This is a genomic window from Kitasatospora sp. NPDC028055 (genome assembly GCF_040637885.1).
Classification (GTDB): domain Bacteria; phylum Actinomycetota; class Actinomycetes; order Streptomycetales; family Streptomycetaceae; genus Kitasatospora.
On record NZ_JBEZXE010000018.1, the window covers coordinates 79143 to 95067 of the forward strand.

At 72.0% G+C, this 15925-nt stretch carries 11 protein-coding genes; 4 read left to right on the plus strand and 7 right to left on the minus strand.

What is annotated here, in order from left to right:
* Positions 1–14 precede the first annotated feature (14 nt).
* The 3 genes from AB0F71_RS19835 to AB0F71_RS19845 form a co-directional block, all read right to left on the minus strand.
* Entirely contained in the window at positions 15–2597 is a 2583-nt protein-coding gene (locus AB0F71_RS19835; RefSeq protein ID WP_360235817.1) for an SMI1/KNR4 family protein, read from the minus strand.
* Between the two features lie 189 nt (positions 2598–2786).
* Positions 2787–3449, minus strand: coding sequence for a hypothetical protein (locus AB0F71_RS19840; protein WP_360235820.1), 663 nt, complete (start codon positions 3447–3449; stop codon positions 2787–2789).
* A gap of 98 nt (positions 3450–3547) precedes the next feature.
* Positions 3548–4033: an FBP domain-containing protein gene (locus AB0F71_RS19845; protein ID WP_360235823.1), complete on the minus strand. Its 486-nt coding sequence runs from the start codon at positions 4031–4033 to the stop codon at positions 3548–3550.
* A gap of 71 nt (positions 4034–4104) precedes the next feature.
* Here AB0F71_RS19845 and AB0F71_RS19850 point away from each other — a divergent pair, with 71 nt between their 5' ends.
* From AB0F71_RS19850 to AB0F71_RS19865, 4 genes are all read left to right on the plus strand, one after another.
* Positions 4105–4674 carry a WHG domain-containing protein gene (locus AB0F71_RS19850; RefSeq protein ID WP_360235826.1) on the plus strand — a complete coding sequence of 190 codons (570 nt, stop codon included), beginning with the start codon at positions 4105–4107 and terminating at the stop codon, positions 4672–4674.
* A gap of 216 nt (positions 4675–4890) precedes the next feature.
* Positions 4891–5625, plus strand: a complete 735-nt coding sequence (locus AB0F71_RS19855) for a hypothetical protein (RefSeq protein WP_360235829.1) — start codon at positions 4891–4893, stop codon at positions 5623–5625.
* Positions 5626–5657: 32 nt separating this feature from the next.
* Positions 5658–6887 (plus strand): sensor histidine kinase, encoded by a 1230-nt coding sequence (locus AB0F71_RS19860; RefSeq protein ID WP_360235832.1) that lies wholly within the window; start codon positions 5658–5660, stop codon positions 6885–6887.
* On the plus strand, positions 6884–7567 hold the full coding sequence (locus tag AB0F71_RS19865) for a response regulator transcription factor (RefSeq protein WP_360235835.1): 684 nt from the start codon (positions 6884–6886) through the stop codon (positions 7565–7567). The genes AB0F71_RS19860 and AB0F71_RS19865 overlap by 4 nt, the downstream gene beginning before the upstream one ends.
* A gap of 110 nt (positions 7568–7677) precedes the next feature.
* Here the strand turns inward: AB0F71_RS19865 and AB0F71_RS19870 are convergent, their stop codons facing one another.
* The 4 genes from AB0F71_RS19870 to AB0F71_RS19885 form a co-directional block, all read right to left on the minus strand.
* The gene (locus AB0F71_RS19870; RefSeq protein WP_360235838.1) at positions 7678–7875 is read right to left on the minus strand and encodes a hypothetical protein; all 198 of its coding nucleotides are present in this window, start codon (positions 7873–7875) and stop codon (positions 7678–7680) included.
* Positions 7876–7947: 72 nt separating this feature from the next.
* Positions 7948–13272, minus strand: coding sequence for a DNRLRE domain-containing protein (locus tag AB0F71_RS19875; protein WP_360235841.1), 5325 nt, complete (start codon positions 13270–13272; stop codon positions 7948–7950).
* Positions 13269–14333, minus strand: coding sequence for a hypothetical protein (locus AB0F71_RS19880; RefSeq protein ID WP_360235844.1), 1065 nt, complete (start codon positions 14331–14333; stop codon positions 13269–13271). Before AB0F71_RS19880 ends, AB0F71_RS19875 begins: the two co-directional genes overlap by 4 nt.
* Before the next feature lie 197 nt (positions 14334–14530).
* Positions 14531–15823, minus strand: coding sequence for a hypothetical protein (locus AB0F71_RS19885; protein ID WP_360235847.1), 1293 nt, complete (start codon positions 15821–15823; stop codon positions 14531–14533).
* Positions 15824–15925 lie beyond the last annotated feature (102 nt).

The following is a 15925-nucleotide window of genomic DNA, read 5'->3' on the forward strand; positions in this document are numbered from 1 at the left end:
TGCTCGGCGTGTGTTCAGCCGTGCGTGAGGTCGAGGTACCCGTCCTTGTGGAGGAGGTACCGACCCTGCTCGAGGTTGGTCGCGAAGCGTTCCAGCAGGTCGAACCAGCCGGCGGCGGACACGTCCTGCGGCATGCCGTGGTCCATCGAGAGGATCTGTCCGTACCGCCCGGCCGGTGCCGGATCGAGATCCAGGGCTGCACCGTTGTGCGGTTCGTCGGATTCGAGGGGGACCCAGCCGTCCCGCCAGCCGTATTCGCCGTGGAACAGGGCGTCCGCGGCGTCGGGCCTGTCGTTGCTCCACTCGCGTCCCAGGTACCCGCGATAGTCGGCCAGTTGGGCCACGTCCTGCTGGTTCGGCATTCCCGTCACGAGATCGCCGAAGGCGATGCTGCGATGGACCAGGCAGGAGGCCGCGAATTCGACCGGCAACGGGCAGCCGAGCGCCTGCTCGCACGCGCTGATCTCCTCGCGGGTCGCCGGAGCACCCAAGGTCACGGGAAAGCTCGGGAACCGCCGTGCCAGCTCGCGCTCGATCCGCTGCCACACCGCCGTGGCGGCCTCGAATGCGGCGGCCAACTCCTCCTCGGTGCCGGCCGGCCGCTGCGGCCGTGGCGCTTCGGGATCGCGGACACCGCCCTCCTCCAGCGCCCGGACGGCGTCTTCGCGTTCCGAGGAGGCGATCAGTCCGAGCCGATGGGCCGCACGCCACCGCACGTCCGCGGTGAAGTCGACGGATCGCACCAGCTCCCACAGGATCCCGGTGACCCGGTCCCGGTACGCCGCTCCGCAGGCGAGCACTTCGGAGACGACGTCCGCCACCGGTCCGTCGTCACCTCGGACGGCCAGGTGCAGCAGGCTGCCGGGGTCGGCGGCCAACGCGCGCAACGCGCTGTCCACCAGTGCGGGCAGCACCGCGGGATCCGCCTCGGACAGGGGCCGTACCACGTGCGACAGGAAGATGCCGCGGTCCGTGAAATCCCTCATCGCGCCGAGCACGAGCTCGAACTGGCCGAGCCGCACCAGCGCGCGCACCACCGGTGTGGCCACCTGGGCAGCTCGCGTGCTCGCCGCGAGGTTCCTCAGGCGCTCGCTCGCCAACTGCCGTTGCGAGGGCCCGAGCATTCCGAGATCGGCGCCGAGCACCGCGGCCGTGTACGGGCCCGCCTCGCGATACAGCTGTACCGCCGTGTCCACGTACGAACCGTCGAGGGTCGCCAACGCGAGCGCCGTGCACAGCAGTTCGTGGTCGTCGGGGGCCTGCTCCGGATAGCTGCCGGGCCGGGCACTCGGATCGTTCGCCGGATCGTCCAGGAACCGGGCCAGCTGCCCGACGGCGAGCGGAGCCTGCTCCGGCACCAGCTCTACGATCGCGCGGGCGACCGCGGGGCGGGTGGCGAACCCGTGCGCGAGCAGCAGGTGCCGCAGCGCGGTGCCCGTCGTCCGCCGCTGCCCGGTCGCCGTCGTCGGACCCGCCCCGGCCAGCGACCGGCGCGCCGCCGCGATCACCGCGTCCGCTTCGAGGGAACCTCCCGACAGGGCCTTCGCGGGGCAGGTGGCGAAACGTTCGACCTCCGGCCCGAGCGGCTGCGCGGGCGGAGCCGGCACCGTCTCGAACGGGAACGGCAGGTCGGCGGAGCCGCGTATCCGGCCCCGGTACGCCACAGGTTCGCGCCCCGCCGGCTGGTGGTGGCCGAAGAACCCGCGGCCGTCCGGGGTGAGGGCGATCCCCGTGCGCGCCCCGCTCCGGTCGGTCCACTCCAGTTCGGCCAGCGGCACGTGGCCGTCGTCCAGGTCCAGGTGGACGGTGAGCGGTACGGCATCCCGCCAGTCGCCGTCGCGGCGGAGTTGGGTGTCGAACACGACCGTGCGGTGCGGCCGCGGCAGCTGACGCGGCATCCGGCGGATGCCCACGACCTCGCCGCGATACGAGGCCGGCAGCTCGTTCCGTCCGGAGATCCGCCGTCCCACGAACGACCGCTGCGTGGCGTCGAAGGCCACGCTCGCGCGCTCTCCGTCCCGCATCCGCCAGCCGAGCGCGGCCAGCGCGGCCCGGCCGGTGCCCCCCAGTTGGAGCCAGAGGGTGCCTTCGCCGTCCTCGGCGCCCGGGGCACCGGTGCGGGTGAGGTAGGGCCACAGGCTTCCCCCCTCGGCGATCTCGCGCCTGGTCCGCTCGGACCGCCCTTCCTCGTCCGCCGGATCGACCAGGACGTGCCAGAGCCGGAACGCCCCGTCCGCGCCCGGTGCCACGCGCAGCGACAAGCCGTCCTCCGCACCGCGGGAGAACAGCGCCGACGGCACCGTGATGCGCGACTCGACCGGTCCGTCGGGCCCGGGCGCCGCGTGCAGCACGGTGACCTGCTCGCCGTTGACGCTGACCAGCACCGGCACGTTCCGGGCGGTCGGCTCGGCACACCCGCGTACGGTGACCGTCAGATCGGTGCCGGGCCGTGCGGTCGCGGCGAACCCGATCAGGTCGACCCGGTCGCCAGGCCGCACCAGATAGTGGTCCCCACCGAACTCGGTACCGGTCAACTCGGCCCGCACGCCGTGGTCGTGGGGCGGAGTCACCTCGAAGTCAACGAACGTCGGCTGCACCCGGCACACCCTAGGGCGTGTCTTGTGGATCAGGCCAGGCCCGCGACGCCAGGGCACGCACCTCGCCGCGTTGTCGTCGGTCGCCGATGCTCCGCATGGACTCCCTCCTCCGCCTTGCGATGCACGCACCCTGACGCCGCGGTCTGGTCCGACCTGATTCACAAGACACGCCCTAGCCGCTGCCGACGATCAGCCGCCGGCCGCGGCCGTGCCGGTGGCCGAGACGGACGCGTCGACGTCCATGCCGAGGTTCACCAGCCGCCATTCGCCCTTGACCTGGCCGAGGGTGAACGTGAGGGCGAGTTGCACCTGGCCCGAGCCCTGCGCGGTGCTCAGGATCGCCTGCCGCAGAGTGTGCCCGTCCACGGTCACGTCCGCGTCGGTGACCACGCTCTGGCCGCCGGCGCTCGGCGCCTCGTGGGTGACCCGGAAGTCCGGGGTGTGAACGGCCTGGACGAAGTTCTTGTGCAGGGAGTTCACCACCCGCGCGAACGCCGCCTTCCGGTCCTGCTGCGGGGCGGAGCCACCCGCGGGCGGGGGCAGCTGGGTGAGCGCCCACGCTTGGTCGACGTCCCCTCGGTAGACGTCCGCCAGCCAGGCCGCCAGCACCCGGGCCGGCCCGTCCGCGGCCGCCGTCGCACCCGCCGTCGCAGCCGCCGTCGGGGTGGGCGCGGACGCCGGGGCCTGCGTCGGCACACCGGCCGGGGCAGCCGGGGCGGTGGAGGGGCTCGCGGCGGGCGCGGACGCCCCGGCCGCAGCCCCGGAGCCGCCCGACGAGCCGCCCGCCGAGCAGCCCGCGACGGCGAGTGCGAGGAACGGGGCGGCTATCGCTCTGCGCAGGAATGGGTTCACGGTGGTCTCGACCTCCGGCTGGTGCGAATCGGGGACGCCGGTGCGTGCTCAGGCTAGGACCTGCACCCTCCGCCCCGTGACCGGGCCCCCGCCCCCGGTCACGCGGTGACCTTGGCGACGAACGCGGCGAGGTTGGCCACGGTGCGCCGGATCTTCTCCTCCACGGTGAGCGACTCGTGGAGCCGGGCCCCGACGTCCCGCTTGCCGCGCACGTAGAGCGAGCAGGCGAGGTCGGTGCACATGTACGCGCCGACGGAGTTGCCCTGTTTGCCGGCCTTCCCGGCCAGCGGGGCGACCAGCAGCGAGACGCCTCCGGTGTGGGTGGTCACGCAGAGCGAGCAGATGCTGCGCCGGGCCTGCCAGGAGGCGGCGCCGGAGGAGCGCAGCGCGACCGCCACCGTCCGGCCGTCCAGCTCGGCCGCGAGGTAGGCGCGGTCGGGTGCCTGCGGATCGCGCCAGCCGAGGAAGTCCAGGTCGTCCCAGGCCAGTTCGGTCAGGTCTCGGGGAATGTGCAGACGCTTCGCCTCGCCCTTGCTGCAGTTCACGAAGGCGGAACGGATCTCTTCTTCGGTCAGTGGCTTCATAGGAGCCAACGTAAATTACCTAGGAGCATTAGGCAAACGTATAATGGCCCCAGGCGATGGAAGGACAGCAGATGGCACGCGTAGGACTGAACGCGGAACGACTCACCCGGGCGGGGGCGGAACTGGCCGACGAAGTCGGCTTCGACAAGGTCACGGTCTCGGCGCTCGCACGACGCTTCGGCGTCAAGGACGCGAGCCTGTACTCGCACGTCAAGAACTCCCAGGACCTCAAGACCAGGATCGCCCTGCTCGCCCTGGAAGAACTCGCCGACCGGGTCGCCGCGGCCCTGGCCGGGCGGGCCGGCAAGGACGCCCTGGCCGCCTTCGCCAACGCCTACCGCGACTACGCCCGCGAACACCCCGGCCGCTGGGCCGCCGCACAGCTCGAACTCGACTACGAGACGGCGCTCGGCAGCGCCGCCGTCCGGCACTCGCAGATGACCCGCGCGATCCTGCGCGGCTACGACCTCGCGGAGCCCGACGAGACCGACGCCGTCCGTCTGCTCGGCAGCACCTTCCACGGCTACGTCGCCCTGGAGCGGGCCGGGAGCTTCCAGCACACCCCGCGCACCACCGAGGACACCTGGTCCCGCATCCTGGACGCCCTCGACGCCCTCCTGCGCAACTGGCCCAAGGCCTGACCCAGGCCTGACCCAGGCCTGACGCAGGCCCTCGGGCGCCGGCGGACGTCGACGAGCACCGGTCGGCCGGGCGCAGGTGAGCCGAGCAGCCTGGTGTCCGGTCCGAGAATTCGGACCGGAAGCGGACAACGGGCAAGCGGTACGACCACGGTCCGATCCGAAAGTGTGGTCCGTGCTCCGACGACGCGGTTCGTGCGGCGGCAGCATCGTTGCCCCATGACCAACACGACTACGTCAACCGCCGTTCCTGATCCCGTCTTTCCGGGACGCTGGGTGGGTGGCGCCTCCCTTGTCCTCGGCCCTCTGCTGCTGTTCACCGGCGTACTGCTGCGCGTGCGCTTCGACTTCTTCTTCCCCGCGCAACTGAGTGCGTACGGGCACCATCCGGCCCTCATGACGGCCTCGTACAGCCTTGTGTCCGCCGGGTGGGTGCTGCTCTGGCCGGGAGTCGTGCTTCTCGCCGCCAGGATCGGCGAGAGGTTCCGGGAACTCGCGCTGTGGGGCGGCGCACTCACGGTCCTCGGCCTCTTCGCCCGCACGTTCCACGCCGGTGTGGACCACCTGGCCTTCCAGTTGGTGGCCGTCCAGGGGGCGGCATCGGCGACGCGAACGGTGAGCGAGACCTACGGCGCGTTCCACGTCTTCAGCACACTCAACGCGGCCGTCATGGGCGGCTGGCTCCTGCTGGCCATCGGCGCCTACCGCTCCCGAGTGCTGGGACCGCTGCGTGCAGCGGCGCTGGCCTTGGCATCGGCGATGCCGCTGGGGGTGCTGAAGGGAACCACCCCGCTGTCGTTCGCCGCCACTGCGGGACTGTGCATCGCGCTCGTTCCCTTGGGCGTGGCCGCGTTGCACGACGGGCCGACCCCACGGGCGGCCACGGTCGCCGGAAGGCTTCTCCTGGTGGGCGCCGTGGGAACCGCGATGTTCCTCTTCGGGCAGGCCGGATGAGCGGCCGACGGTATCGTCGAGCGGTGCACAGAATGGGGCAGCACCTGCGGACCGGCGCGCATCTGCTGGCGATCGACGCCTGCGTGGCGGCCGTCGTGACAGCCGGTTACGTGGCACTGGCCGACCAGGGTGCCACAGACGGTCTGCCTCGGTTCTCCGGTCCGTGGTGGCTGGGCCGGCTGGTGGCCGTCCTTGTCGGAATGCCGCTGGCCGTTCGGCGCCTGTGGCCGCTGCCCGTCCTGGCCATGGTTCTGGGTGCTTCGGCGATGGCGACACTGCTGGACATCACCCGTGACCCGTACGCCTCTGTGGCCCTGGCCCTCTACGCGGTGGCGCTCATCGAGCCGACGCGCCGGGCTTCGGCGGCGCTCGCCCTGACCCTGGTTGTCTCGGCAGCCGCCGTCATCACCGGTGAAGCGGTCCTGACGCCCTCCGGCCCGTGGACGGAAGCCGCCGGCACCGCCGCCCTCGTCTGGCTGGTCATCGGGGCAGCGTGGGCCGCGGGCCGTGTCGTACGCGAGCGGAGATCCCGAGCGGCGCGGAGGGACCGTCGCCTTGCGGAGGAGGCACTGGCCGAAGAACGCCTGCGCATCGCCAGAGAGTTGCACGACATCGTCTCGCACAGCCTCAGCGTGATCGTCGTCAAAGCAGCGGTGGCCAACCATGTGGCCGAGGCACGCCCCCAGGAGACGCACGATGCCATCCGGGCAATCGAGCAGACCGGCCGGGAGGCGCTCACCGAGATGCGCCGTGCCCTGGGAATGCTGCGCGGCGACACTGCTGGACGGCCCATGCGAGAGCCGGGCTCGGCGGAGACGGCTCCCCCTCCCGGGCTGGACGACCTGCCGACCCTCATCCAGCGTGCCGAGCGGGCCGGAGTTCGCGCCGAACTCCATACCCGGTCGGCCGTCGGCCTCCCCGCGGGGACGGCGCTGGCCGTCTACCGGATCGTGCAGGAGGCACTGACGAACGTGGTCAAACACGCCGGCGACGGAACGCACTGCCAGGTGACGATCACAGTCGACCCGCGAGGAGAAGTGGGAATCGAGGTGGTGGATGACGGAGCCGGGAACGCGGCCGCATCCAATCGGGCCGAACTCACTGGTGGCCACGGACTCGTGGGGATGCGCGAACGCGTGATGATGTACGGCGGGACGTTGGCCGCCGGGCCACGGCCCGGTGGCGGGTTCGCCGTGTCGGCTCGTCTCCCGCCCGATCCCGCGCACAGCACGGCCGCGAGCCGGAAGGCGAGGACCGCATGACCGAACCCATCCGGGTACTCGTCGCCGACGACCAGTCCCTGCTCCGAGGCAGCTTCCGGGTGCTCATCGACACCGCTCCCGGGCTGACGGCGGTGGGCGAGGCCGGCACCGGGGCCGAAGCCGTCGAGAGCGCACAGCGGCTCTGCCCGGACGTGGTGCTGATGGACATCAGGATGCCCGGCATGGACGGCATCGAGGCGACACGGCGCATAGCCGGATCTCCCGGGACAGCCGGGACACGCGTTCTCATCCTCACCACCTTCGACCTCGACGAGTACGTGTACGGCGCGCTGCGTGCCGGGGCGGCGGGATTCCTCCTCAAGGACACAGCTCCCGAGGTGCTGCTGGCGGGCATCCGCACTGTCGCCGCCGGTGAGTCCCTTCTCGCCCCTTCGGTGACCCGACGCCTGATCGCCGAGTTCGCCCGTCTTCCCCATGCGCGCCATGCGCCGGGCTCCTCGCTCGAGGAGCTCACGGAGCGCGAGCGCGAGGTCCTCGTGCTTGTGGCGCGTGGCCTCTCCAATGCCGACATCTCCGAGTACCTCCACCTCAGCAACGGCACCGTCAAGACCTACATCGGTCGGCTGCTGCGAAAGCTGCGTGCGCGGGACCGCGCGCAGCTGGTGATCAGCGCCTACGAGTCAGGGCTCGTCAGCGTCGCTCATCAATCGACCGATTGATGAGCAAGATCGGTGAGTGAGGGGACTTGGCCCGGGGCCCGCGCGGAAACGCGGGAGCCGGGCCCCGCCTGGTTGTCCAGGTGGGGCCCGGCTCCGTTGGCCGCCCGAGGCTACCTACTGCGGCGGAGGGTCTTCGCCAGGTAGGCGCCCCACGCGAGGGTGACGGCGACCAGCAGGCCGCCGCCCGCCGTGCGCAGCATCGACCCGAGTTCGGAGTCGGACGGCACCAGGCCGAGCAGGGTGAACACGGCGACGACGAGCAGCAGGAAGCCCAGCGTCACCAGGGCGGCCTTCGCGTATCGGTTCACGGGTATTTCAATCCTCCATGGACGGCCTGACGGTCGGCAAAGCGATGGTAATGACTTGACGGAGCGCGGGCGTCACCAGCCCCAGGCGCCGCGGTGGGCGCCGCCGCCGCGGAAGAAGCGGAAGCCGCGGAAGAAGGCACCGCCGCCGAAGCCCGCCGTGACGGAGCCGACGATCGTCGCCCGGGCGTAGCCGCCGTAGCTGCGGCGCCCGCTGTACCCGTAGCGGTAGCCGACGGCCCCGCCGACGGCGCCGCCGAGGTAGGCGCAGCCGGCCGCGCCCGCGCCGCCGGTGAGGATGGTGCAGCCGCCGGCGACGGTGATGCCGACGCCCCAGGTGATGATGGTCTGCTTGTTCTCGTTCCAGGTCTTGCGGGCGAAGGACTTGGTCCGCTTCCAGCCGCAGCTCCAGCAGATGTTGCCGTCGAGGTCGTAGCGGTTCAGCGGGTCGGCGGAGACGTAGTCGTAGGCGTTGGCGTTGCCGCCGTAGACCGGGTCGAGGGACAGGAAGCGGCCGGTGGAGCCGTTGTAGAGACGCACGCCCATCAGGACCAGGCCGCCGCCGGGGGTTTCGGCGGAGCGGAGCTTGGCTCCGGTCCAGCCGTACCGGACGGCGGGCTGGCCGGCGCGGGGCTGGCCGTACTCGTCGTAGTCCAGGACGGTCGGTGCGACGGCGGTGTCCAGCGGGAGCTGGAGCGTCACGTCACCGTGCAGGTTGGCCAGTTGCAGGGTGACCGCGCTGCCGGTGGTGGTGGCGGCGAGGTCGCCGGTGGGCCCGGTCACGTTGCGCGAGGCCGTGCCGTCCACGGCGATCCAGCGCGGGCTGTCGCCGTCGCTGCCGTAGTGGTTCGTCCGGCCGCCCGAAACCGCCCACGCGGTGCCGGAGTTGGTCTCGGTGGTCCAGCCGCGCAGGCGCTGGGCGGCGTCGAGGGTCCAGGTGAAGCGGCTGTTGCCGGCGGTCTGCTGCTGTACCAGGTCGGTGTTGTAGTAGCTCACCGTGCTGCCCGGCAGGGCGGTGGTGCGGCCGAACGCGTCGTAGGCGTAGCCCGGGTTCACCAGGCGGTCGGCGCTGTCGTAGGTGCTGGTCTGAGTGGTCGCTCCGGTGGTCGTGCACTCCTGGCCGCGGGGCGCGGTGGCGGTGGCGAGGCTGGTGCGGTTGGTGTTGTTGTCGAAGCCGTACGTGCGGGTGGTGCAGACGGCGTCGGTGGAGGTGTCGCGCACCTGGGTCAGGCGCCCGGCGCGGTCGTAGGCGTAGCTCTGGGCCGCGGTCACGCCGGGGGTGCCGGTGTGGGTGGCCCACTGGCCGTGGACGGTCTCGGTGACGGCGTCGTTGACCAGCACGGCGCCGTCGCTGTTGCGGGTGTGCGTGCGGGTGACGACGGTGCCGGTCGGGTCGGTCCGGTCGGTGCTGGTGTAGCCGCCGGGCAGGCCCTGGGCGGTGACCTTGCCGTCCGCGTCGTAGCGGGCGGTGAAGGTGCCGGCCGCCGAGTCGGTCACCGAGGTGGCCAGGCCGCGCGGCTCGGCGGCGGTGTCGTAGCCGTAGGTGGTGGTGGACGGCGAGCTGTCGGTGACCTTGGTGGGCCGGTCCAGCGCGTCGTACTCGGTGGTCGTGGTGGCGCCGTCGGCGTCGGTGTAGGAGATCAGGCGGCCGAGGTCGTCGTACGCCTTGGTGATGGTCCCGCCGGTGGCGGAGGTCTGCTTGACGACCTGGCCGGTGGCGGGGTCGTAGCTGACGGTGGTGGCCGGGGCCGCCGGGCCGACGCCGCCGCTGACCGTGGTGGTCACCGGGCGGCCGGCCGGGTCCGAGGTGATGGTCGTCGTGCGGGTGACCCCGCCCGCCGTCTCGTCGGTCTGGGCGGTCTGGCCGAACAGTCCGTACTGGACGGTCTTGACGGGCAGTTGCGCCGGGTTGGCGCCGCCGCCGGTGACCGGGCCGGCCGGGCCGGTCCGGCAGACCAGGTCGGCCCACTCCGGACGGCCGGCGCAGGGGCCGGTGCCGGTGGCGGTCCAGTAGCTCGTGGTCCGCGTGCCGGCGTCGGACCCGCCGGAGGCGGGCAGGGACTGGGAGGTGACCCGGCCCTGGGCGTCGTAGCCGGTGACGGTGGTCAGCTTGAGGCCGTCGGCGTCCTGGACCTTCCTGGTCGGGACGCCGAGGGCCCAGTCGTAGACGTTCTTGTCGGTCCGGGTCTCGGCGAAGACGTCCGGCCAGCCGCGCAGGGCGCCGCCGGAGGTGGTCGTGGTGACCTGGTCCTTGACCTTGGCGGTGCCGTCGGTCGGGCGGCCCTCGTCGTAGGTCTTGACGGTGCGGGTGCGGGCGGTCACCTGGGTGCCGGCCCTGGCCACCGTGGTGGTGCCGCTGACGGCGTCGGCGGCCAGGGTCACCCGGTGCAGCGGGCCCGAGGACTCGGTCTCACGCTGACCGTCCTCGCTGTACGCGGTGACGGTCGACAGCAGCTTGGCGCGCTCGCCCGAGGGGAGCGTGTCGATGCCGAGGTCGGCGAGCTGGGCCTTGGCCTCGTCGGTGGTGCCGAGGGCGAGTTCGCGGTTGGCGGCGGTCAGGGTGCGGACCGCGTTGCCCCACTTGTCGTACTCGGTGGTGGTGACCCGGTGGCCGGGCGCGACGCTGTTGACCTGGCGGCCGGAGGCGTTCAGGTAGCTGACCGTCGCACGGGTGTAGTCGCCGGCGTTCAGCTCCGTGCCGTTGCTGGACGCGGGGACCTGGTCGGCGGGGAAGACCGCCGTGGCGTCGGTCGGCAGGTCGGTCTGGCCCCAGGCCGCACCGGCCGAGGCCGAGAGGTCCTCGGGCGCCTTGGCGCCCGTGGTCGGGACGCCGTAGACGACGACGGTGGCGGCGCTGCCGTTGACCGTGCCGGTGGTCCCGGGCGCGAGGGTGTCGTGCCGGACCTTGGTGAGCATGCCGTCGCCGGCGGCGGGGCTGCTCGGCACGTTGCGGTAGTCCATGCAGGTGGCGGGCTTGCCGCCGTGCTGGATGCAGGACAGCAGGCCGTCCTGGCCGGGCTCGCCGTAGTACCAGTACTTGGTCTGGGAGGCCTGGTCCAGGCGCGGGTCCCACTCCTGGCGCAGCGCACCGGTGTTGTCGTACCGGTAGGCGGCGACGTCGGTGGCGGTGGAGCCCGCGGCACCGGGGGCGGTGGCCCACAGCTTGATGGTGCTGACCTGGCCGGCGAAGTCGCCGAACTGGTCGGCGTTGTCCTTGCCCGTGGCGGTCGTGGTGTCGGCGTAGACGAACTGCAGGACGCGGCAGCCCTTGGTGGTCACGTCCGCCGCACAGGCGGTGGCCGTGGCCGCGGAGGTCGGGGCGATCACGTACCTGGGCCGGGCGAGGGTCTTCCCGCCGGCCACGGTCTTCTCCGAGACCACCGTGGTGGTGGTGTTCGCCAGGCCGTCCAGCAGGCTGGAGGTCACCGTCCAGGTGGCGGCGGCCGGGTCGACCTTGGCGAAGGAGGTGACGCTGCCCTCGGTGTCGGAGAGGGTGAAGTCCCCGCCCGCGAACGAGCCCTTGAGGGTCAGCTCCTCGCTGCCCGGTTCGGGCACCCAGCCGTTCCCGGCGGCGTTGGCGGTGAAGGAGACCGTGCCGCCCTCGGTGGTGGCCACGTCGAGCGAGGTCGCCGAGGTCCTGCGGATCTCGGTGTACGCGGAGGCGGAGACCTCCGAGGAGATGCCGGAGGTCCAGTTCGGGCCGAAGACCGGCGCCTGGCCGTCCTTGTTCGCGGCGCCCTTGGGGTCGCGCGAGGAGCTGGTGCGGCCGACCGTCATGCCGAACACCGAGACGTCGGTGGCCGAGACGGTCAGGTCACCGGTGAGCAGGTTCAGCTCGCCGGGGCCGACCTTCTGGGTGGCCGCGCCGCCCGCCTTGCGGTCGACGACGACCTTGACCGGCTCGGTGGAGACGGCGGCGCCGTTGGGGCCGGTGAAGTCCGCGCGCACCTGGACGGTGCCGTCCGGATTGACGGTGCTGGTGGCGTTCCAGGTCAGTGCGGGGCCCTTCCCGCCGCTCAGCGCGACCGGCCAGGAGGCGAGCGCCGTACCGCCGTCGGCGACGTCGCCGGCCGGGACGGGAGTCCAGGCGTCGGCGTCGGAGCGGCGCCAGGAGAAGGCGACCTTGTCGTACTTGGCGCCGTCCGCCTCCGCGACCAGCGGGACGCGGGCGGCCGTGCGGGTGCCGTCGTTGGGCGCGGTCACGCCGCCGGCCCCGACCTGGAAGGTGTAGGAGACGGCCTCGGACCTGTTCTCCGCCCGGTCCACCGCCCGCACCTGGAGGGTGTTGGTGCCCGCCTTGGCCGGGGTGACGGTCAGGCCGACCGGCGTGCCGGCGCCCCCGGTGGCGACCTTGGTCCAGTTCGCGCCGTCGAGCGTCCACTCCAGGGCGCTCTGGTCACCGGCCGGCGGGGTCACCGTGAAGACGCCGCTCTGCCCGGCGCCCTTGACCCACTGGCCCGAGGGGTAGTCGGTCGAGGTCACCGCGCCCGGCGCGGAGGGCGCCGAGGTGTCCACCGTGAAGTACGCCCACGGGGACCAGGTGTTGTTGTAGTGGGTGCCGTCGTACGGCGAGGTACGGAACCGGTAGGTCTTCCCGTTGGCCAGCAGCCCGGCCGGGACCTTCACCGAGGCGGGCGAGCCGCTCGGCACGAACGGCGACACCAGGACGTTGCCGACCTGCGCGTTCGTGTCGTTGTCGAAGATCTGGAAGGTGCCGTCGACCTTGTCGTTGTTCGGGTCGACGAAGGTGTCCCGCAGCGTCGGGGTGGTCGAGTTGACCCACCACGTCCCGGCCGCGTCCTTGTAGAACGGTGAACCGGCCTGCTGGTCGGTGCCGGTGCGCGGACGGTAGTTGTACGTGACCGTCAGCTTCGGCACGTTGCCGGCCGCGTTGGCCGAGTTGAACTGCTTCCAGTACTTGGTGTTGACCTCGTCCGGGGCGCGCAGGCCCATGCTGGAGAGCTGGTTCTTGGCGGAGGTCCAGGTCTGGACGAGGCCGGTGACGTCCGCGTTGACCCAGCCGTCACCGCCGCAGCCGTCCCGCCCCTTGGTCTCGGTCGAGGTCGCCTTCTTGGCGTTCCAGGCCGGCTGGCTGGTCCACCGGGAGGCGGTGGAGGGCCGGCCGGTGTCCCAGACCTCCCAGGCGTACGGCTGGCAGTCGCTGTTGCCGGCGTGGAAGTTCCACAGCGACAGCTGCGCGTTCATCACCAGCGCGTCGGCGATCGGCGCGGTGTCCCAGGTGATGAAGGAGCGGGCCTCGCGGGAGCTGCCGTCGGCGTTCTTGGTGCCCGGGTTGCCCAGGTCGAGCTCGGTGTCGGCCGACCAGTCGACCGACTCGCCCTTCTGGACGTAGGTGTCGAAGACGTTGCCCAGGCCCGTGGTGGACGGGTCGACCGTCACCGGGTACTTCGTCGCCGGATCGGCCAGGAACGCCGCGTCCGGGTGAAGACCAGGTCGATGTCGTCGCCGTGCTGGACGACCTTCAGGTCCACCCGGGCCTTGTGGCTGCGCGCGCCGGCGATGTCGTCGACGGTGGAGTCCCACATCACCGGGGCGGGCAGCATCGCACGCTGCTCGCCGGAGGCGGCGTCGGTGAACACCACGCTGCCGTCCGGCCGCGCCTCGGCCTTCAGGCCCTTGGCCCTGAGCGGCATGGTGTACGAGTAACCGGCCGCGCTGGGGCGCTGCTTGAGGACGGTGTACTGCTCGAAGCCGGTCCGGGTGGCCTCCACGACGAGGTCGACGGCGCCGTCGCTGATCGCGTCCCGGTACACCGCCTTGGTGCCGTCCAGCTCGGGCTTGGGCAGGCCGCCCTTCCACTGCAGCTCGACCTGCTGCTCGCCCCGGCCGAGGGTGACCAGGGTGCGGTCCTCGCCTGCGCCGGACTGCGACTCGGCGTACGAGCCGGCGCGGGTGCCGCCGGAACCGGCCAGCTTGAGGCCGTTGGGGTGCGCCTTGGGGGCCACCGAACCGTCGGCGGCCGTCTGCAGGGCGAGGTCCACGTCCACCCAGTCGGCGGCGGTGCCGCCCTTGCCCTCGGTGGTGTTCCCGCGGCTTTCCGCCGCCTTGCCGTCCTTGCTTTCCTTGCTTTCCTTGCCGTTCCGGGGGCCCTGGCCGTTCTGGCCGAGCTGGCCGACCTGGCCGCTCTGAGCACCGTCGCGGAGGAATCGGATCGGGCCCGCACTGAGTTCGGTGGTGAGCGACCCGTCCTTGTTCACCCACGTCGTGGAGGTCTCGGTCCGCGCCGAGAGGGCCTCGACCCGCTGCCCCGAGAGCCGGGCCGCGACGCGGGCCGAGGGGATGTCAGCGGCCGTGGTGGGGGAGGGCTTGGCGGCGCTGTCGCCGCTGCCGCCCGGCTTCGGGCCCGCCGCGAAGGCGACCTCCGATCCCGCCAGGAGGGAGACCGCCACCGCCAGCGCGAGTGAGCCGCTCACCACCCTGGCCGGTATCTGCCTGTGCATTCATGACTCCTTGTCGACAAGCTGCCACTGCGACAGCTCGCACACGGATCGTAGGCACGGACAAGATCGACATATGACGACACATCAACCCAATGAGGGGTCAAGGATGTGTAAGGGAAGAGTAATCTTGATCCATCTGTGATCATGGAGCGGTGGCGGTGTCGTTTCCGGGCCGCTGGGCTCCGAGGGCGGTGGGGTCAGGCCGTGTAGCGGGCCGTGCGGTAGCCGCCCTCGGCGGTGCGCTCCACGTTCTCGTCCTCCCAGGTGTGGGGGACCTTCAAGCCCCAGCACTTGCGCAGCGCCTTGTGCTCCTCGCGGTCGCGGGTGACGTACCAGGTGCCCATCCGGCACCAGGCGAGCGGTTCGTCGGCCTCCGTGGCGACGGCCCGCACCAGTTGCTGGGCGAACCGGGCCACCGTCGACTCCAGGTACTGGTTCATCCGGTAGGTGGCCTGGTCGCCGTGCTGGAACATGGCGTAGTCGGAGCCGGGCTGGGTGTGCAGCCGGCCGTGGTCCAGGGCCACCGTGCCGTGCCGGGCCACCGGCTCCTGCTGGGTGTTCCTGGCGATCCCCGCGTTGAGCCGGTTCAGCAGCTGGGCCTTCTCCCTGGTCGCCTCCGGGATCTGGCCGCCGCCCGTGCCGCCCTGGGCGGAGTACACCTCGTGCAGGTCGTAGTCCCCGGTGTAGAGGTACTGCTTCCAGTTCGGATCGGCCTTGAGGGCCGTCAACGCCGGTCCGCCGCCCGCCTGTTGCATGTCGAGCGGGACGTACGGCTCGCCGTTGGCGCCGGTGTGCACGATCCCGGCGGCGAGCGTCGGAGGCGGGTTGTCGATCCGCACGCCGGCCAGGCCCTGGTCGTTCCAGTGGCCGACGAAGCCGCTCAGGTCGTTGGCCTCCAGCCAGGCCAGGATCGTCGCCGGGTCGCCCTGGACCTGCCCCGGGCCGGTGCCGTACTTCTTGCCGACGGAGGCGGGCTTGATCGACTTCTCCAGGATGGTGTGCGGCTTGGCCTTGGCGCCCTCCGCGATCCGCCGGATCGAGAACTCGCCCGTCTCCCGGATGGCGATGGTGTACTTGTGCCGCTTGCAGATCTCCGAGATGGCGGCCAGGTGGTTCTCCCACACGATCTTCCGGAGTTCGTCCGCCCGTCGGCCCGAGGCGACGGTCCCTCCCTCGAAGGTGCCGGCCGCGAAGGCGGTCTCCACGGTGTTCTTGTCCAGCATCCGCTGCACCACCGGCCGGCCGCCGGGCCGACCGTCCGCTGCGCGCTGGAGTGCGCGGGTGGTCGCGGCGTTGCCGACGGTGCGCTGGAGGTCGGCGACGGACTGCGGGGGCACGGCGCCTTCGGCCCGTCCCGTCCGGCAGGCCTGGCCTGCCCGTCCCGCCTGGCCTGCTCGTCCCGCCTGGCCTGCCCGGGTGTCGGCCCGGCGGGTCGTGCTCGGGTCGTGCTGGGCGTGCCCGGCCTGCTCCTGCTGCTTCCTCGCCTGCATGCTGCACCCTCCTCGGTCCCCCTCGTCCCCGTTATATCGGGAGTCGGGGCGCAGGAGGAGACCGCATCCGGACGTGCTCGCCCGGGAGTTGGCCCTTTGTGT

Bases quoted from the DNA above. Each gene is read 5' to 3' on its own strand.
- AB0F71_RS19855 (WP_360235829.1), top strand. From the start codon at position 4,891: ATGACCAACACGACTACGTCAACCGCCGTTCCTGATCCCGTCTTTCCG.
- AB0F71_RS19845 (WP_360235823.1), bottom strand. From the start codon at position 4,033: ATGAAGCCACTGACCGAAGAAGAGATCCGTTCCGCCTTCGTGAACTGC.
- AB0F71_RS19850 (WP_360235826.1), top strand. From the start codon at position 4,105: ATGGCACGCGTAGGACTGAACGCGGAACGACTCACCCGGGCGGGGGCG.
- AB0F71_RS19880 (WP_360235844.1), bottom strand. From the start codon at position 14,333: ATGCACAGGCAGATACCGGCCAGGGTGGTGAGCGGCTCACTCGCGCTG.
- AB0F71_RS19860 (WP_360235832.1), top strand. From the start codon at position 5,658: ATGGGGCAGCACCTGCGGACCGGCGCGCATCTGCTGGCGATCGACGCC.
- AB0F71_RS19885 (WP_360235847.1), bottom strand. From the start codon at position 15,823: ATGCAGGCGAGGAAGCAGCAGGAGCAGGCCGGGCACGCCCAGCACGAC.
- AB0F71_RS19865 (WP_360235835.1), top strand. From the start codon at position 6,884: ATGACCGAACCCATCCGGGTACTCGTCGCCGACGACCAGTCCCTGCTC.